This is a genomic window from Vreelandella sp. V005, from assembly GCF_052645115.1.
The window spans coordinates 328,119-346,242 of record NZ_JBQXYA010000001.1 but is presented as its reverse complement, the minus strand read 5'-3'; the positions used below and the strand labels follow the sequence as shown (position 1 = coordinate 346,242).

The 18,124-nt window shown below is 54.7% G+C and carries 13 protein-coding genes; 9 read left to right on the top strand and 4 right to left on the bottom strand.

Annotated features, from left to right (window positions below; translation table 11 throughout):
- Positions 1-1,579 precede the first annotated feature (1,579 nt).
- Both ACUN8H_RS01565 and ACUN8H_RS01560 read right to left on the bottom strand, forming a co-directional pair.
- Positions 1,580-2,920, bottom strand: coding sequence for a M20/M25/M40 family metallo-hydrolase (locus ACUN8H_RS01565; RefSeq protein ID WP_445530441.1), 1,341 nt, complete (start codon positions 2,918-2,920; stop codon positions 1,580-1,582).
- Between the two features lie 106 nt (positions 2,921-3,026).
- Positions 3,027-3,911 (bottom strand): LysR substrate-binding domain-containing protein, encoded by an 885-nt coding sequence (locus tag ACUN8H_RS01560; protein WP_445530440.1) that lies wholly within the window; start codon positions 3,909-3,911, stop codon positions 3,027-3,029.
- Positions 3,912-4,109: 198 nt separating this feature from the next.
- Here ACUN8H_RS01560 and ACUN8H_RS01555 point away from each other — a divergent pair, with 198 nt between their 5' ends.
- The 6 genes from ACUN8H_RS01555 to ACUN8H_RS01530 all read left to right on the top strand — a co-directional run bounded on the left by ACUN8H_RS01555 (position 4,110) and on the right by ACUN8H_RS01530 (position 11,663).
- Positions 4,110-5,075 carry a TAXI family TRAP transporter solute-binding subunit gene (locus tag ACUN8H_RS01555; RefSeq protein ID WP_445530439.1) on the top strand — a complete coding sequence of 322 codons (966 nt, stop codon included), beginning with the start codon at positions 4,110-4,112 and terminating at the stop codon, positions 5,073-5,075.
- A gap of 21 nt (positions 5,076-5,096) precedes the next feature.
- On the top strand, positions 5,097-7,004 hold the full coding sequence (locus ACUN8H_RS01550; protein ID WP_445530438.1) for a TRAP transporter permease: 1,908 nt from the start codon (positions 5,097-5,099) through the stop codon (positions 7,002-7,004).
- Entirely contained in the window at positions 7,004-8,410 is a 1,407-nt protein-coding gene (locus ACUN8H_RS01545) for an acyclic terpene utilization AtuA family protein (protein WP_445530437.1), read from the top strand. Before ACUN8H_RS01550 ends, ACUN8H_RS01545 begins: the two co-directional genes overlap by 1 nt.
- Complete coding sequence (locus ACUN8H_RS01540; RefSeq protein ID WP_445530436.1) at positions 8,397-8,750, top strand: AtuA-related protein; 354 nt, start codon at positions 8,397-8,399, stop codon at positions 8,748-8,750. Before ACUN8H_RS01545 ends, ACUN8H_RS01540 begins: the two co-directional genes overlap by 14 nt.
- A 142-nt stretch (positions 8,751-8,892) precedes the next feature.
- The gene (locus ACUN8H_RS01535; RefSeq protein ID WP_445530435.1) at positions 8,893-10,116 is read left to right on the top strand and encodes a YbfB/YjiJ family MFS transporter; all 1,224 of its coding nucleotides are present in this window, start codon (positions 8,893-8,895) and stop codon (positions 10,114-10,116) included.
- Between the two features lie 83 nt (positions 10,117-10,199).
- Positions 10,200-11,663, top strand: a complete 1,464-nt coding sequence (locus tag ACUN8H_RS01530; RefSeq protein WP_445530434.1) for a sodium-dependent transporter — start codon at positions 10,200-10,202, stop codon at positions 11,661-11,663.
- Here ACUN8H_RS01530 and ACUN8H_RS01525 read toward each other — a convergent pair.
- Both ACUN8H_RS01525 and ACUN8H_RS01520 read right to left on the bottom strand, forming a co-directional pair.
- Complete coding sequence (locus ACUN8H_RS01525; protein ID WP_445530433.1) at positions 11,625-12,995, bottom strand: Y-family DNA polymerase; 1,371 nt, start codon at positions 12,993-12,995, stop codon at positions 11,625-11,627. The two genes, ACUN8H_RS01530 and ACUN8H_RS01525, sit on opposite strands and share 39 nt — an antisense overlap.
- Positions 12,992-13,435: a LexA family protein gene (locus ACUN8H_RS01520; protein ID WP_445530432.1), complete on the bottom strand. Its 444-nt coding sequence runs from the start codon at positions 13,433-13,435 to the stop codon at positions 12,992-12,994. Before ACUN8H_RS01520 ends, ACUN8H_RS01525 begins: the two co-directional genes overlap by 4 nt.
- Positions 13,436-13,696: 261 nt before the next feature.
- Here ACUN8H_RS01520 and glyA point away from each other — a divergent pair, with 261 nt between their 5' ends.
- The 3 genes from glyA to ACUN8H_RS01505 all read left to right on the top strand — a co-directional run bounded on the left by glyA (position 13,697) and on the right by ACUN8H_RS01505 (position 18,123).
- Positions 13,697-14,962, top strand: coding sequence for a serine hydroxymethyltransferase (gene glyA / locus ACUN8H_RS01515; RefSeq protein ID WP_445530431.1), 1,266 nt, complete (start codon positions 13,697-13,699; stop codon positions 14,960-14,962).
- An 845-nt stretch (positions 14,963-15,807) separates the two neighbouring features.
- Complete coding sequence (locus ACUN8H_RS01510; RefSeq protein WP_445530430.1) at positions 15,808-16,626, top strand: Wzz/FepE/Etk N-terminal domain-containing protein; 819 nt, start codon at positions 15,808-15,810, stop codon at positions 16,624-16,626.
- Positions 16,627-16,863: 237 nt separating this feature from the next.
- A complete protein-coding gene (locus tag ACUN8H_RS01505) occupies positions 16,864-18,123 on the top strand; it encodes a hypothetical protein (protein ID WP_445530429.1) in 1,260 nt (419 codons plus the stop codon).
- Position 18,124 lies beyond the last annotated feature (1 nt).

Here is an 18,124-nt window from a genome sequence, read left to right as displayed (position 1 = left end):
GCACAAATAGGATATTTGTGATGTGCGGTTAAGGAAGGCCCAATAAAGCCCAGCCAGTGAATGGCTGGGCTTTATTTTTTGTATGAAGCCAAAAATAAGACAATCGTATGTTTTATTTAATGCCTCTGTTGTTAAATTGATTGTTGAGCAAACGCTAATTATTTTGTCACCATGGGTAAGTTATTGTTTAAATAAATATTTGGTTAAGCTGGTTTGATTATATCTGTCATCGCTTCTCTACGGTTTAACCGAGCCTAAAAATTATTTGCGTTTTTACTAACCTAGGTTAGTTAAGGTGTTCGTTAAAAGAGGCACTATACGCTTAAGCACAGGGAGGTGTTGCCAAGGAAGAAAAAGCTAGGATGGCTTTATATTTCATGGAAGCGCAAACAGGAAGTTTGTGAGTAAGCAAGATGCGGCGATAAAACCCTAGCCAGGGAATGGCTGGGGTTTTTTATGCGCTTGTTTGTTTTTTTTAACTCTGCAATATCGCTATTTGAGTGCTGCCATCATTTTTTTATGCTGCTAGTATTGGCACAAACACGTGTGGCCGAGGGGGAGTGCAGAGCGTTTGTATCCTGCCGGTTTGGAGGTTGTTGGTTCAAAAGCGGGAAAAAACCTTTTAAAATCAATTTATTTTCGATTCCATAACACAGGTTAGATAATCTCTTGGCAAGAAAGCGCACTGTGCACGCAGCGAAAGGAACTCGTTATAAGGAAAAGCAAGCTAGGAAGGCTTGTTTCACATAGGGATACACGAAAAGGACTGTTTGTGAAAGTAGGTTAAGGATGACTTAATGAAAAACCGGCCAAGGAATGGCCGTTTTTTTGTCATTAAAAAAGTGACAAACTAATGACGAAGTGATGAATTTTTTAATTAATTATAAATTACTTGTTAAGTAAAAAAGAGTAAATGCGTTTGTCATCTACTCTCTTCTTTGCCATTAGCAGGCCTGACCATTACCCAGTCCGTTTATTAACAAGCATGGTGGTAGTAGAGTGCGCTTAGTTCATTCAAAGGTACTTCAACCGCTGTTTGGCAGTTTAGGCAGCGCACTGTGGCTGTGTTTTTACCCGTCCCCTCTAAGCGGAAACGGTTAAAAAACGTTGTTTTGGGTGACTCTGCATTGCCGCAATGGCGACAGATGACATCCAAACCATTGACTCTATTACTGATTATTATATCGCGCACGCTGACCTCCTTCCCTTAAGAGTAATATTAGTTCAGGCGTGGTAACTTCCGTGTTGATCAGTACCGTTGCTGATACAGTTTAAGTATAAGTGCCGATGGGTCTGTTCGCCATATGAAATGTCTTAAAAACGCGGATAAAATCGACGCAACAAGGCTCATTTAATATTTAAGCAATATTTTTTTGATTTAATAACCTAGGATAGATAAACACAGCGCTATCCGGTTCATTGTAGGCATATACCATAAGGAAGTGGAGTCAGGGAAGGCAACGCCAGGACGGCTAAACGCTCTCAGGGAAGCACAAACAGGACGTTTGTGAAGATATCAAGGAAGGTTTGATAAAGCCCCGGCCAAGGAATGGCTGGGGCTTTCTTTTATACGTGTGTTTTATTTTTTCGATTTTTTCTTGACTTTACTGCTGGCGACAGAGGCACTGGCGCTGCTTGCCTTGCTCTCTTTACCGTTATCACCCTCGCTTTCCAGCTTGTCACTGTCAGGCTTGCTGCTGCCCTGGTGGGGAAGCGGGCTCGCTTGGTCAAGGCGCGGGTGGTTATCCAGAAACTCACGCTCTAAATCGGGCAGTTTATCCATGGCTTGCAGGGTATGGGTGAGGGCGTGAATAGCCGCCAGCACATCCTGGGTATGGCCGGTTTCCGAAATAGTGTGCATGTTGCGGATAGGGAAGCCGATCGAGGTGGCGGCACTGTCGATAGAGGCCAATACGCCCGCCATACCGTCAGTACCCGTATCGACGCCGACAATATCGCGCTGCAGCGGAATATCCTGCGCCTTAGCGGCCGTCGCGATAATCCGGTTGAGCTGTTCGCTGGCGATCGAGCCCACCGCCATGGTAAAGCCTTTACCCATTTCCAGCGGCTGCATGCGTTTGTCGCCGATACCCGGCGCGCCTACGTAGTCGTGGTTCACGTCAACGCCGATCAGCGCGTCCGGTTTCATTTCTCCCGCCATGACGCGACTACCAAAGCGGCCAATTTCTTCGTAGCTGGCAATGGCAAATAGCACGCGTACTTTTTTCGTCCCGCCCGCCTCAGCGATCAGGCGCGCCACTTCGGCGGCCACGAAGCAGCCCAGGCCGTTATCGAGGTAAGCACCATAAAAGGTATTGGGGCTAAAGCCGGGGCGAATAGGGCGGTCAAAAATAATCGAATCGCCCGGGCGTACGCCCAGGTTCAACACCTGCTGCTTCTTGTTCTCACCGTGAATCTGCAAATCCAGGTAGATCTGCTCTTTCTTGATCCCTTTGCTGCCATCGCGCTGGCCGGGGTCAGAAAAGTGGATCGCGCCCAGTGCTTCTACTGTGCCGCCTTCAATGCAGCGGTAGCTGCCGGGGGCGTCCGGGTCTTCGCTGAACAGCTTCACTTCGTGGCCGATCAGCACCGACGGCAGGAAGGAATCGGTGTTGATCCAGATCTTGCCGTCTTCGCCAATCGAGCGCACTTGCATACGGATTTTGTCCGCATGGCCGATCAGCATGACCTTGAACATATCGTCGCGGCCGGGGTGAGTGTCTAGCACAACCCCTGCGTTGCCCTTGAACTGGTGAAGGTGCCAGCTTTTAGGCGCAAAGCTCTCAAAATGGGGCTTCAGCACGCCGTAGGTCATCGCCGCTTCAAGGCCCACTGGGCTTGGGGCAGCAAGAATATCCCGCATCAGTTTGAACTGTGCGTCGGGCATGGGTTGTGTCCAGGGTTTTGAAGTATCGCTCATCAATATCGCTCACTTAGTAAGGTGGATGTTCGTCGCTTCTAGTCTGCCAGATTCCTTGCTCGCTTGTAGAGAAAGCCGAGCGGAAATCGTTTATTCATAAAAAGACCTATGCGTGTTCTCGAATCAACTGGCGCAGGGCGCTGGTGGCGGCGGAAGGGGGGTGGCGTCGACTTAATATAATGCCTAACTCCCGACGGATAGTCGGTTCGACAAGCGGGCGGTGCTCGATGCCATCGGTAGCGATTTGGCGAAAGCTAAGCGAGGGCAGCACGCTAATGCCTAAGCCCGCCGCCACCATGCGGCCAACGGTGGCGATCTGGCGCGCATCGCACAGAATATCCAGCCGCTTCCCCACACTCTGCATGATGTGGTCAATATCCTGGCGTGAACTGGAAAGCCGGTTGATACCAATAAAGGGATAGGCGGCCAGTTGGCTCCACGCCACGGCCGATTGCGCCAACAGCGGGTGCCCACACGGGCAAACCGCCACATAGCTATCTTCAAGCACGGGTTCAAAGGTGAGGTCGTCAGCGTCGCTTGGCGGCACTGAAAGCCCCAAGTCGGCGCGGCCTTCCCGCACCATTTGATTGATCTGCTCGGCCAGCACATCGTGCAGGCTTAAATTAATTCTCGGGTAGGCTTCATGAAAAAGCTTAATCACTCGGGGGAATAACCCTGCTGCCAGCGTCGGCAGCGCCGCCACGGTTACTTTGCCGCGCTGTTTGGAAAACTGATCGTTGAGATCCTCAAAGGCTTCGTTCCAGTCATTCAATAGCCGCACGGCAACCGGCAGAAATGCGTCGCCTTCCGGGGTCAAGGCCAGTTGGCGTGATGTGCGGGCAAATAGCGCACCGCCTACGCTCTCTTCCAGCTTGCGCAGTGCAATCGAAATCGCCGGTTGGGAAAGGTGCACGCGCTCGCTGGCCTCCGCAAGGCTGCGGGAGTGTGCGACGGCAACAAAAACACGCAACTGCTGGATGCTTGGGTTCATTTATAAAGTAAAACACAAATTAAAAACTATTCAATATACAAAATGAAACCTGCGGACCATGCTGGGTTTATCGCGATTCGTGCATCGCGGTGATGTTCTACAACAACCAGTTTCACAATAACCGTTTTTACAAAAACTGTATTTACAACACCTCGTTCTACAATAACAACGGCTCGTACAGCGAGCTCCGGAGAGACAATGAAAACGCTACTTACCGCCATGGTGGCAAGCGCCGCGGTGCTGGCTGCTGCCACTTCCCATGCCGATGAGCGCCTGCTGATTGGTTCTACCTCAAGCTCCTCCAGCCACTACAGTTATTTTGTCGCGGTGAATCAGATCATCAACAACCAGGTCGAAGGCGTCAGTTCTTCGGTGGCCGAAACCGGTGCCACCGTGGATAACCTGCGCCGTTTAGGGCGCGACCAGATCGATATGGGGTTGGTGACCACCAATACCGGTTATCACGCCTATGCCGGTGAGGAAGATTTTGAAGGCCGCCCGGTCGATAACCGCCTGCTATGGGTCTATACCGTGGCACCGCAAAACGCCGTAATGCGCCAGGATGCCAACGTAGACACTTTCGCCGACCTGGATGGGGTGCGTTTCAATCCCGGTATCACCGGGTCAGCCACTGAGAAAACCACCGAAGCGGTCATGCGTACCCTCGGCATCGAGCCGGATTACGTGCGTGGTTCCACCACCGACATGGTCGACGCCATGAAGGATGGCCGGGTGATGGGCTCGGTGAAATCAGGAGTCGGCGAGCGTCTGGATGGCTCCTCCATGGATATCGCGACGTTTACTCCCATCAGCGTGCTTTCTCTCGATGAAGCGCAGGCCGACACGCTGCGTAGCGAAATGCCCGATGTGGCGATTGTCGATGTGCCTGAGGGGGCAGCCGACGGTATCCCCGCTTATACCACCTGGGCCTTCGGCGTTGCCGTTCATGCGCATCCGGATATGGATGAAGAGACCGCCTACCAAATCGTTAAAGCCGTGATGGAAAACCCAGAACCGCAGGTCAACGCCTTTGCCGCGATGAAGGATGCCGATATGGCGAAGATGACCTTGGAAGTAGGCACCGTGCCACTTCATGCCGGTGCGGCGCGCTATTTCGAAGAGCAGGGGTACGACATCCCCGATGCCTTGCAGCCCGTTCAGTAAGGCCATTGGGAGAAGATGATCATGCGTGAGACAGTCACCAAAGGCTTGGCGCTGCTGTTGGGCGGGCTAATCCTTTATACCTCCGCCACTGGGCCGTTCGAGAGCTTGATTCAGCGGAGTATCTTTCTCGCGCTGGTCATCCTGCTGGGGCTTGCCGTCTATCCATTGGGTCGCGGTAAGCGCTGGCGCCCGCTGGGTATCGTTATCGATGTCGTACTGGCAGTCGGTGTGGTAGGCGCCTGCGGCTACGTGGCGCTTAACCACGAACAAATTCTGGTCGAACTCCCCTGGGCAACGCCCCGCGATATGCTGCTGACCGGCGTACTGCTAGTGGCGATTTTGGAGCTTTCGCGCCGCGCCATTGGGGCTATTTTCCCCCTGCTGGTGTTAGCGGGATTAGCTTACGCGTGGTTCGGCGCGGCCATCCCCGGGCCGCTCGGCCACCGGGGGTTTGACCTCTACTACATGACCGAAACCATCTACCTAGGCGATCTAGGCGTGTGGGGCATGCTGGTCGGCGTTGCCGCCACGACCATTGCCGCTTTCGTGCTGTTCGGCTGTTTACTCCTGCACACCGGAGGCGGTAATACCTTTATGGATCTGGCGCTGCGTATTAGCGGCCGCTCGCCAGGTGGTGCGGCCAAAGTGGCCACGGTCGCTTCTGGGCTGTTTGGCATGGTCAGCGGTAGCGCGGTGGCCAATGTCGCCACCACCGGCAATTTCACCATTCCCATGATGAAACGCTTGAACTACCCACGCCCGTTCGCGGCGGGGGTAGAGGCGGTGGCCTCGACCGGTGGACAAATCGCGCCGCCGATCTTAGGTGCGGCGGCCTTTATCATGGCGGAAATTCTCGGTGAAAGTTACCTGCGTATCGCCTTGGCGGCCTTGCTGCCAGCGATCCTTTTCTACCTGGGCGTATTTGTCACCATCCACCTAGTGGCCAAACGCCGTCAGCTACAGGTGGTGCCCGATGACGAGCTGCCCAGTTGGGCAGACGTGATCCGCCCCGAACGTATTATTCCTATTCTGGCCGCGTTGGGCGGGCTCTTTTACGGCGTGCTGAGCGGCCGTTCGATTCAGATGTCGGCGTTCTACGGCATCCTGATGACCGTGCTGACGTTCGTGCCTTTTGCGCTGATGGCCAAAATGCCCCTGCGCGAGATTCTCGGCAAGCTGGTGGCGGGCCTGGTCGATGCTGGCAAGGGGATGGTGATTATTGGCGTGCTGCTGGCCGGCGCGCAGATCCTGGTGGCGATGATCGGTATGACCGGCATCGGTGTGACGCTGGCCAGCTTGATCGTCACGGTCGGCGGCGAGTCGCTGTTCCTGGTGGCCTTTATCGTTGGCGGTGTGTGCCTGATTTTGGGCATGGGAATTCCGACCACGGCAGCGTATGTTCTGGTGGCATCGGTGCTGGCGCCAGCGCTCACCACCATCGGTGTCGAGCCGCTGATTGCTCATCTGTTCGTTTTCTACTTCGCCACACTTTCGGTGATTACCCCGCCGGTCTGCATTGCGGTGTTCGTGGCCTCGGGCATCGCCGACACCAACTGGCTGCCTGCGGCGGTTGAATCGGTACGCTTGGCGGCGGCTATCTATGTCATTCCTTTCCTGCTGTTGATCTACCCAGCGCTGGCGGGCTTTGGCTCTGCCCTGGAGATCGTCTTGGCCAGTTGCCAGGGCGTCGTGTTTGTCGTGGCATTTGCTGCGCTAATGTCGCGTGTCGCCATGACAGGCAAGCGCGTCGTCGATGTGCTGGCGCTGATTGCGGTGATTGGGCTTGCACTAACGCCCGGCTGGCTCACCACGCTGGCAGCACTCGCCCTGATCATTGGGCTGTTTATACGCCGTCGTTCGCTGCTGGATAACGAGCCGGTAGCTGCTGACGGCAACAAACCTACCCTTCAGGCCAAGGAGACACACTGATGAGCTTCTTACTCGGCAGTGGCGCGGGCTTCTCCGGTGACCGTACCGATGCGGCCGTGGCCGTGGTGGCAGAGCTGATCAAACGACAGCAACCCGCCGCGCTGGTATTTGAAACCCTGGGCGAACGCACATTGGCCGCTGCCCACCGGGCGATGCGTGAAGATCCCGAAAGCGGGTTTGAACCGCTGCTAGACGAACTGCTGGCACCGGTGCTGCGCGACTGTCTGGATCACGGCATTAAAATTCTAGGCAACTTTGGTGCCGCGAACCCCAGTGGCGCTTGTCAGGTAATTAATGACTTGGCCGCCCAACTGGGCCGTGCCGATGTGCGCATTGCCCAGGTGCATGGCGATGATATCCGTCAGCAACTGCACAGCCTGGATCTACAGCGATGGGAAGCCGAACGGCTGGAAATGCCCAGCGATGACGCCTTGATTTCCGCCAATGTCTATTTGGGCGCCAAGGCACTTGCCGAAGCGTTAGCCATGCAGGCCGATGTGGTGGTTACCGGGCGGGTAGCCGATCCGGCGCTGTTTTTAGCCCCGCTGGTACACCACTTCGATTGGCGTTGGGATGATTGGGACCGCCTCGCTTGCGGCATGATGGCCGGTCACCTGGCCGAGTGCGGCGCCCAGGTGAGCGGCGGCTACTTTGCTGATCCTGGTTTTAAAGACGTGCCTGGCCTCGCCACCGTCGGCTATCCGATCATTGAAGTCGAACAGGATGGCAGCCTGATCATCACCAAGCCCGCCAATACCGGCGGCTGCGTTACTGAGCAAACGGTGAAAGAGCAGCTGCTCTATGAAGTCCACGACCCCGCCAATTACCTGACGCCGGATGTCACCGTGGATCTCACCCATGCGGAAGTACGCCAACTGGCGCCTAATCGCGTGGCGGTGACTGGCATTCGCGGCAAGCCCGCGCCTGAACGGCTAAAAACCACCGTGTGCTACGAGGGTGGCTGGCAGGGCGAGGCGGAAATTTCCTACGCCGGGCCTAACGCGCTGGCAAGAGCCCAACTGGCCGCCCAGGTACTACGCGAGCGGCTGGTATTTCGTGCGCCCGCCGAGCTGCGAACCCGCTTGGATATCATCGGCTTGGCCAGCGTCTTCGATAGCGATAGCGGCGAGCTACAGCGCAGCGCCGCGCCTTCTACCTGCGGTGATTACCGGCTGCGGCTGGCGGCCGAGCACAGCGAACGGCGCTGGGTGGCACGTGCCACGCAAGAGCTTTTGGCGCTTTATTGTGCTGGGCCAGCGGGGGGTGGCGGGGTGCGTCGCCAGTTTCAGCGGCGGGTGTTTACCGCCTCGTACCTAGTAAAGCGCAGCGATATTCACGCCCACGCCACGCTATTTGAACCGTCGGCCCAGCATACCCCTAGGAGCGAGCGCTATGCAGCAAGCTGAACACACCCCAACCGCAGCGCGTTCGCTCACGTCGGTTTCCCTGCATCAACTGGCCCACGCCCGCGCGGGGGATAAAGGCGAGCGCCTCAACGTGGCGCTGTTTGCCTATGACGCGGATCACTACGCCATCTTGCTGGAGCAGGTAACCGAGGAGCGTGTTCTGGCGCTCTTCTCCCACCGCGGCGCCAGCCGGGTGCGGCGTTACCCGCTCCCTAATTTGGCAGGCATGAACTTCGTGATCGATGATGTACTGCAAGGCGGCGTTAACGGCGCGCTCAACCTGGATGGCCACGGCAAAACGCTGTCGTTTCTACTACTAAGCCTGGAGGTAACTCTCTAGCCCGACCGCTCAAGCCAAGACCCCCGACCTAGGGGGTCATGACGCGCTGCTCAAAACACCTTACTATTACATGAAGTTGTATGCGCGCTAATCAATATAGCGCTAGCTAATATAATAATAGTAGTGTTTAAGGAGCAGCCCGATGACCGCAGCAACGCTAGGTTCCCAGCGCTTTAGAGTGCTATTGGCGGGCGTTTTCAGCCAGATATTGTGTGTGGGTATCGCGCGTTTCGCCTATACACCGCTGCTGCCGGTCATGCAGCAACAAACCTGGATGGGCGACGCCGACGGTGGCTGGCTAGCGGCGCTCAACTACGCAGGCTATATGCTGGGGGCGGTGTTGGCGGCCTCTATTCGCAGTGTCTACATCAAAGACACCCTGTTTCGCTGCGGGCTAGTGCTAGCGGTGCTCACCACCGCCGGCATGGCGCTTACCGAACACTTCTGGCTGTGGGCGGGGCTGCGTTTTCTGGCCGGCCTTTCCAGCAGCGCTTCCATGCTTCTGGCCTCTGGCCTGATTCTTCACTGGCTGATTCAGCATCGCCAGCGCGGCGAGTTGGGTATCCATTTTGCCGGGGTGGGCTTAGGCATGATTGTCGCGGCGGTCGCGGTGGAGATGATGCTGCAGCTATCGTTTAGCTGGCAGACCCAGTGGTGGGGCTTTAGCCTGCTGGGAGCCGTGCTGCTCGTGCCTGCCTGGCGCTGGTTGCCGCGTCCGGAAAAACCGGTGGTGGGGGCGAACACGGCGAATACTCAAGCGGAGATGCCGCCTACGCGTACCTTTATGCGCTGGATGCTGGCTGCCTATTTTTGCGCCGGTTACGGCTATGTGATCAGCGCTACTTTTCTTGTCGCGATTGTCGAGCGTGAGCCGCTGCTGGCGGGGATGGGCAACTGGACCTTTGCGCTGGCCGGTTTAGCTGCGGCCCCTGCGGTCATGCTATGGGATCTGGTGGCCCGCCGCGTGGGTTACCTCGGCGCGCTGATCATTGCCATGGGCATTCAGGTCGTCGGCATCGTGCTGCCCGCCATCACAGCCAATGCGGCGATCGTGCTGCTAAGCGCCGTGCTCTACGGCGGCACCTTTTTGGGCTGCGTGAGCCTGGTGCTGACCATGGCGGGGCGGCTCTACCCCTCAAGCCCCGCGCGGTTAATGGGGCAGATGACGCTGGCCTACGGGGCCGCGCAAATCTGCGCCCCGGCGCTCACCGGTATGCTGGCCGAAGCCTCTGGCCATTACGGCGTCGGGCTTTGGCTGGCCGGTGGGTTTGTGACGCTCGGCGCCATCCTGCTGGCCTGTTTACGCCGTGTAGATCAAACCGCCCAACGGCTGGACGCTGCCGCCAAAGCGGCGGTTTATGCTTAGACCCTAGGGGGCGCTTAGACCGAGTGGGCATTGCCCACGAAATCCTTTAGGATGAGTGCCTTTTTTCTGACGGGATACGGGCAATGACCTCTTCTGGGCAACCTCGCACTCAGTGGCTAGGCCGCTGGGGGTTCATGTTGGCGGCCACCGGCTCGGCGGTGGGGCTGGGCAACATCTGGAAATTCCCCTATATCACTGGCGAATTCGGCGGCGGTGCCTTTGTGCTGGTGTATCTGGCCTGTATTTTTGCCGTGGGCGTGCCGGTGATGATGACGGAAATCGCCTTTGGCCGCCGTGGCCGGGGCAGCCCGGTGGACGCCCTGCGCCGCGTGGTCAATGAATCAGGGCGCTCTTCGGTGTGGTCGTTGATCGGCTGGATGGCCATGCTCTGCGGCTTTATGGTGCTGTCTTTTTACGTCGTCGTGGCGGGCTGGTCGTTCGCCTATCTATGGAAAATGCTGACCGGTGGCCTCTCCGGCAGCAGCGTTGACGACATGGCGGCGGTGTTTGGCGCCAATAACGCCAATCCGCTCACGCTCGGTTTTTGGAGTACCTTGGTCACGCTGCTCACCATGCTGATCGTGGGCAAAGGCGTGCAGAAGGGCATCGAGAAGAGCGTTAGCTGGATGATGCCGGGCTTGGTGATCATGCTGGTGGTGCTGATTGGCTTTGGCCTGTTTTCCGGCGGTTTTGGCGCGGCGGTTAACTTTCTGTTCTCCTTCAACGCGGGCAGCCTTTCCAGCGAAGGCCTATTGGCCGCGCTGGGGCACGCCTTCTTTACCCTCTCGCTGGCCTCGGGGGCGATTCTTACCTACGGCAGCTATTTACCCAAAGAGGCATCCATTGGTCGCACCACCGTCAGCGTTGCCGTGGCGGATACGGTCGTGGCCTTGATGGCGGGGTTGGCGATCTTCCCGGTTATTTTTGCCAACGGGATGAACCCCGGCCAAGGCCCAGGCTTGATCTTCATGAGCCTGCCGCTAGCGTTCCAGGCAATGCCGCTGGGCACGCTGTTCGGTATTTTGTTCTTCTTGATGCTCTCCATGGCCGCGCTGACCTCAGCGATTTCCATGGTCGAAGCCACGGTTTCCTGGCTGTGCGATAACAAAGGCCTTTCGCGCCCGGCGGCCGCGTGGGGCACCGGTATCGTGCTGTGGTTGATCAGCACCCTGGCGATGCTGTCCTTCAACCTGGGCGCGGAGTGGACTCTGGCAGACAAAACCTTTTTCGACTGGCTGGATTACCTGACTTCGCGTTGGATGATGCCGCTGGGCGGCCTGGGCATGGTGGTGTTGGCGGGCTTTATATTGAAGAGTGACACCTTTCGCGAAGAGTTGGGGCTCTCACCGCTGCCGTATGCGCTGTGGCTGGCCATGGTGCGCTATGTTAGCCCGCTCGGCATCGTGGTGATTTTCGTCGATGCCCTGGGTATCTATCAGGTCTCGTTTGCCGCCCACTGGCCGTGGCTGCTGGCGATTCTGGTGGTGATGGCAGTGCTAGGGGAAAGCCTAAGCCCGCGGCTGCGCTCTGCGCTTCGCACTGGCTAGGGATTGTTGCTCGCGCTGCTTTGCCTTCTCTTTTTCCTTCGCCTCGGCGGCGGCTACTGCGCCGGGGTGAGTGCCCACTTTCATCAGTTCATCCCAGCGTGTGGTAAAGCGGTTGGAGCGGTGAGCGCAGCGTAGCTGCCAGGCAGCGGATGCATCGGTCATGCCAAAGCTAATGGTGCCTTGCCCCATCTGCTGGTTGATTTGATCGACCGTGGCCATCAAAAACGGATGCCGATCACGGGCCGGGGGATGCAGCAGCGAAAGCTGGTGCTGTTCGGCATCGACCAAATCGAGCAGCATCACGCCAGCCTTCATAAACCGGAAGCGGGGACGGTGAATCTGCTCAAGCCCCTGGCGTACGGCATCGAGAATCACACGCGTATCGTCGCTGGGCGAGTGCAGTGGTATCAGCGCCTGCGGAAAATATTGCGGTTGGTCACGGCGATGGCGGTTGGTCTTAAGAAATATCATTACCGCGCGTGCCAGGCTGCGCTGTTCGCGCAGTTTTTCAGCGCTACGCTGGGCGTGGCGGCGCAGTGCGTTATGCACTTCTGTAAAAGCGCCCGTCATTTGGCCGAACGAGCGCGAGGTCATAATGCGCTGGCGCGGTTGTTCCAGCGCGTTCATTTCCAGGCAGGGAGTGCCGCGCAACTCAAGCGCCGTGCGGGCCAGCACCACCGAGAAGCGCTTACGCAGCCATTTTTCATCGCTTTCACGCAAATCCCAGGCAGTGTTGACACCACCAATGGCCAATCGCTCGGCCAGCCGACGCCCGACGCCCCACACACTGCTCACCGGCGTGTGTTTTAACAGCGCCTCGGTGGTGTGGCCCTGCCCTTGCAATAGGCAAACGCCTTCGTAGCGGGGGTCTTGCTTGGCCAGGTGATTGGCCAGCTTGGCCAGCGTATGGGATGGGGCCAACCCAACACAGACCGGCAGGCCCAGGTGGCGGCGAATACGTTGGCGCAACTGCTTCCCCAGCGCCTCACACTGCTGCGGGGTAAAATCGTCTAAATAGATGAACATTTCATCGATAGAGTAAGGCGCGACCTCTGGGCAGGCGTCACGCAGTAGCTGCGCTAACCGCGAAGACATATCGCCATACAGCTCATAGTTAGACGAGAGCAGGTGTATCTCGCCACGCTGGCGCAGCCCTTCCAGTTTGAAGGCGGGCGTTCCCATGGGAATATCCAGCGCCTTCAACTCGGCGGAACGCGCGATGACGCAACCATCATTATTCGACATCACGCCCACCGGGCGGCCTTCCAGCTTGGGCTGAAACACTCGCTCACAGCTGACATAAAAGTTGTTGGCATCGACCAGGCCAATCATCGTACGTACTCGTGTATCACCGCGCGCACCACGCCCCACAGTTTGCAGTCGCTGCCTTCAAGGGGCAGGGGCGGGTAGTGCGGGTGAGTCGAGCATAGGTGCGGGGTGCCCTGGTAAAGCGAGTAACGTTTAATCAGCACTTCGCCTTCCAGCATCGCGACCAGAATATGCCCCAGCCGCGGCTCAATCCCCCGGTCCACAACGAGAAGATCGCCCTCAAAAATCCCACAGCCCTCCATACTGTCGCCGGTAGCGGTGACATAAAACGTCTGGGTAGGGTGTTTAACCAGCCGCGTATTGAGATCTAGCGTGCACGGCTCGTAATCCTGCGCAGGCGAAGGAAAACCGCTAAAACCAGCGCGGCCCAAAAAAGTTAAATGCGGCAACGGCTGGTCGCTTAACGGCAAAGCGGGGGTAAAGTGAAAAGACTGGCCCGGCATTGTCGGTATCCTGACTCTTAAAAATGTTGTATGAATATACAGTATTTTTCAGAGCGAAGGAAAATGCAAGCGGGCCGCTCGCGAATGACCTTTTGTCTATCGTGATGATTGTCCGTTCGGTCAGTATTTCATGACCAACGCAACATGAAACAGACTCATGCACGACCTGACGCGGATGCGATGAAAGTAGTGGCAGGCTGCGTTATGATAGTTCCCTCGCTTCTTCCATGATGATCCTTTCTCGTTACGAGGTTCCCGCCGATGTTCAGCCGTGATATGACAATTGCCGGATTCGATGATGTGCTGTTTGATGCCATGCAGAAAGAAGTGGCGCGCCAGGAAGCCCACATCGAACTGATTGCTTCTGAAAACTACGCCAGCCCCCGCGTACTGGAAGCCCAGGGCAGCCAGCTGACTAATAAATACGCTGAAGGCTACCCCGGTAAGCGTTACTACGGCGGCTGTGAATTCGTCGATATCGCTGAAAACCTGGCGATCGATTACGCCAAAGAACTGTTCAGCGCTACCTACGTAAACGTTCAGCCGCACTCCGGCTCGCAAGCCAACAGCGCCGTTTTCCAGGCACTGGTTAAGCCAGGCGACACCATTCTAGGCATGAGCCTGGATGCCGGTGGTCACCTGACCCACGGCGCCAAGCCGAGCTTTTCGGGCAAGCACTACAATGCCATCCAGTACGGCCTCAATGACCAAGAGCTGATCGATTACGACCAAGTGGCCCAGCTTGCCCGCGAGCACAAGCCGAAAATGATCATTGCCGGCTTCTCTGCCTATTCACAAATCGTCGATTGGGCGAAGTTCCGTGAGATCGCTGACGAAGTAGGCGCTTACTTACTGGTCGATATGGCCCACGTCTCAGGCCTGGTCGCGGCGGGTGTTTACCCAAGCCCATTGCCCCATGCCCACGTCGTCACCTCTACTACGCACAAAACCCTGCGCGGCCCGCGGAGTGGTGTGATTCTTTCAGCTGAAAACGACGCCGATATCGAGAAAAAACTGCAATCCGCCGTATTCCCTGGCGGCCAGGGCGGCCCGTTGATGCACGTGATCGCGGCCAAAGCAGTGTGCTTCAAAGAAGCCATGTCGCCCGAGTTCAAAACCTACCAGCAGCAGGTAGTGAAAAATGCCCAGGCAATGGCCAAGGTGTTTATCGACCGCGGTTACGACATCGTCTCTGGCGGCACCGAAGACCACCTCTTCCTGCTCTCGCTGATCAAGCAAGGCGTGACCGGTAAAGACGCCGATGCGGCGCTGGGCCGTGCCCACATCACCGTGAACAAGAACGCCGTACCGAACGACCCGCAAAGCCCGTTCGTCACCTCTGGCCTGCGCATCGGCACCCCGGCGGTCACCACACGCGGTTTCGGTGAAGAAGAGTGTACCCAACTGGCTGGCTGGATCTGCGACATTCTCGACGTGCTGGCCAAAGGGGAAGACACCAGCGCGATCGAAGCCCAGGTGCTGGATAAAGTGGCTGAGGTTTGTGCGCGTTTGCCGGTTTATAAATAAGCAACACTTCTTGTAAATAGCTAGCCCGGCGTTCGACAAAGCCGCCGAAGATTACCCTCTTCGGCGGCTTTGTCTGTTATGGCTTGTGCAAATACGAAATGGGCAGCTCCATCTGCTTTGAGCTTGCCATGCCGTATTCGCTAAATCACGCAGGTGTAGAGAAGCATAACCCTGTTCTCCCTACTAGGCAGAGGCGCAGAAAGGCTCGCCCCCCTCACACTGGATAAGGTACCATTGGGCGCATTTTACGCTGGCAAGGAGGCATGGCGATTCATGTGCTCCGTGTGTTAGTAGGAGGTAACTCGTGGGTATCGTTTACCGTGGGGTCAAAGCGCATTATATGAAATTCGCTGTGACCGAACGCTAAACGCTGCCGCTGGTAAGCCAAAGTTAAATAAGAGTAGGGCAAGGGAAATGTCCGGAATAATCCCTGGGCGGTAGCGTGCCTGAAAGGTCTGTACACCTGGAACTAGGGCAATCGTGGCTATTCTGTGTTTAATAGCAGCGGTTTTTAAGAAGCCGGTGCGATTTAGAAGCGCACTACAGCTGCTGCGCAAACGCCTGAGCCACTAAGCTCATTCTCCGAAATGGGAACTCGCAAGAGCTTTGATAAGGCCAGCTTGTTGGGAAACCACCCTATCTACCAAATTTCACTCACGGTACCAACGAGCCTGGCGCTTGTTCACGTGGTGCCTATCATTAAGAAAATGTATCATATCGATTAGTTTACAATTGCAGCATGCACAAATAATTAGCATATTCGCTAAATTGAAGCATGAGGCATATACCTAAAAAGGGCATGGGAAGGCGTCCGGAATATCCCTGGGCGGTAGCGTGCCTTTATTTTGATTATCCTTTACTGGCGAAATAGCATGAATCAGTCTTCTCCTTATGAGCCGCAGCACTCTCCTTCAAATGATGAAATTTCCCTAGTCGATCTCGCTAAAATAATGGTCAGGCGCTGGAAAACCATGGTGCTAGTCTTTCTGGTCGTTGTGCTCGGTGCACTGGCCTATGTGTTGCTAACAGAGCGCGCCTATGAATACGTCTCAATATATCAGGTGGCAGAGGAGGCGCCCGGACGTGCCCTGGAAGCACCAGCTTCCGTGTTGGCCAAGGCTAACAACCTCTATCTTGGACCGGAAACGCGTAAACTAAGAGAGTCGGCAGGATTGGAGAGCCTACCCTTCGAAGTGGCAGCAGCCAGTCCCAGCGACACTTTGCTTATTCGCTTGGGCTCCGAGGCGAGTGCGGACAATAATGAATTGGTCACCCAGATGCATGATGCATTGCTGGCTCGTATGATGGCAGGGCAGCAAGAGCGTGTTGAAAAACACCGTGCCAGCCTTGAGCAGCAGTTAGAGAATGCAGAGCGGGCCTTGGAAGCAGTTGAACAATCTACCAGTGAGAGAGCGGGTGAACTAATTGCGAACTATACGCAACGCTTGGCCGGTATACAGCAAGATCTCACTCAGTTAAGCGAAGGTGAGGTTGTGCAGGTGGCGGTTCAAAGCCTTGAACCCGCTGGCACTGGTCGCAGTTTAATTATGGTTTTGGCTATAGTGCTTGGTGGCATGCTGGCTGTCATCGGAGTATTCATCTTTGAGTTTGGCAGTATTGTTCGCGCAAGCCTTAAGAAAGAAAAAACAGGAAAAGCTTCTTGATTTGTGTTGCTTCGCTCTAGTGTTGATCTAGGCTAGCATTGTTGTAAAAAAAACTTAATGGAAATAACGTTGTTCATATTGCAAAGAGCTTTATGTTTTTATATTGATGGTCTGACAGCTCTCATGAAGCTACGAGTATAGTCTGTCTTTTTAATCATAATACTCAAATCATTATAATCCTAGCTGATAGGCAAGATTTCAGGTTTTAAGTGTGCTATATAACATAAGGTAGTGGTTTTGGGTCCTTTTCTAAAACGGTTGGTCAATGTAGGGCTTCGCGGCGCAACCTTGGTCAGTAAATTTTTACTAATATTTACACTTGCTTATTATCTTGAGCCGAGTCAAGTAGGCATGTATGGCTTGTTGTTTGCAGCTATAAGTTATTCCCTTTATGTGGTGGGCTTAGAGTTTTATATTTTTAGTACACGTGAGATTATTGCCACGAATAGAAATATTTGGGGGGAGTATTTAAAAAGTCATGCTTTATTAATCCTATGTCTATACTGCTTGGTTGTGCCGCTGCTTCTTTTGATTTTTAGCCTCGGGTACTTGCCGGGCGAATTTATGGTCTGGTTTTTTATCCTTCTCTTTTTGGAGCATTTCTCACAGGAGTTCAATAGATTATTAGTCGCTTCATCCAAGCAAGTTGCCGCTAGCTTTGTTCTGTTTTTTAGATCTGGAGCTTGGTGTATTGTAATTACTGGCATTATGTTTTTTTACCCGACTTATAGGTCGCTAGAAGCTGTGTTCCTTGCATGGACGATAGGGGCTAGTTTAGCTTGCTTTATATCGATAGTAATCATATATAGAATGCAACTAGGCGGGTGGAGTGCTAAGGTTAACTGGAAGTGGATTGGGTCTGGCATTATCGTAGCTTTACCATTCCTTCTGGCCTCATTGTCAACTAGGGGTATTTTTACGCTTGATCGTTTTTTTTTAGAGTACTATGCGAATTTAGAAGTATTAGGCGCCTACGTTTTTTTTGTGAGCATCTGTAATGCTCTAGTTTCGTTTCTAGATGCCTCCGTCTTTGTTTTTATATACCCCGTTTTAATTAAAAATTTCCATGATGGCGATATGCCTCTCTTCTTTTCAAATATGAAAAAACTCTTAATGCAAACAGCCATTATTGTAGGGGTGTTTGTTGTTTTTGCGTTTTTCATGATTGATGTTGTGCTGAGTTTTATTGGCAAGGATTCCTACATGGAAAACAAGGGGTTGTTTTATTTAACACTATTGACGGTTGTTGTTTTTGTTGCCGGATTTGTGCCTCAATATGGTCTTTACGCTCAAGGTCATGACCGACCAATCATAATGTCTAGCGTTTTTGCTATCATTGCCTTTGTTTGTTTTGTTTATTTTTCGGTGAGTTATATATCTTACTGGGCTATACCAATTGGTATGATTTTGGCGTTTTCGATTTCTTTTTTGTGGAAAGCGTTTTCTTATTTTAAACTGACGGCGAAAGCCCCTCAGAAGCTAGAAATAGGTAATTAAA

Coding starts and splice junctions, on each gene's coding strand:
- ACUN8H_RS01550 (WP_445530438.1), top strand. CDS start 5,097: ATGCGTGAGACAGTCACCAAAGGCTTGGCGCTGCTGTTGGGCGGGCTA.
- ACUN8H_RS01555 (WP_445530439.1), top strand. CDS start 4,110: ATGAAAACGCTACTTACCGCCATGGTGGCAAGCGCCGCGGTGCTGGCT.
- ACUN8H_RS01560 (WP_445530440.1), bottom strand. CDS start 3,911: ATGAACCCAAGCATCCAGCAGTTGCGTGTTTTTGTTGCCGTCGCACAC.
- ACUN8H_RS01520 (WP_445530432.1), bottom strand. CDS start 13,435: ATGCCGGGCCAGTCTTTTCACTTTACCCCCGCTTTGCCGTTAAGCGAC.
- ACUN8H_RS01565 (WP_445530441.1), bottom strand. CDS start 2,920: ATGAGCGATACTTCAAAACCCTGGACACAACCCATGCCCGACGCACAG.
- ACUN8H_RS01540 (WP_445530436.1), top strand. CDS start 8,397: ATGCAGCAAGCTGAACACACCCCAACCGCAGCGCGTTCGCTCACGTCG.
- ACUN8H_RS01530 (WP_445530434.1), top strand. CDS start 10,200: ATGACCTCTTCTGGGCAACCTCGCACTCAGTGGCTAGGCCGCTGGGGG.
- glyA (WP_445530431.1), top strand. CDS start 13,697: ATGTTCAGCCGTGATATGACAATTGCCGGATTCGATGATGTGCTGTTT.
- ACUN8H_RS01545 (WP_445530437.1), top strand. CDS start 7,004: ATGAGCTTCTTACTCGGCAGTGGCGCGGGCTTCTCCGGTGACCGTACC.
- ACUN8H_RS01535 (WP_445530435.1), top strand. CDS start 8,893: ATGACCGCAGCAACGCTAGGTTCCCAGCGCTTTAGAGTGCTATTGGCG.
- ACUN8H_RS01525 (WP_445530433.1), bottom strand. CDS start 12,995: ATGATTGGCCTGGTCGATGCCAACAACTTTTATGTCAGCTGTGAGCGA.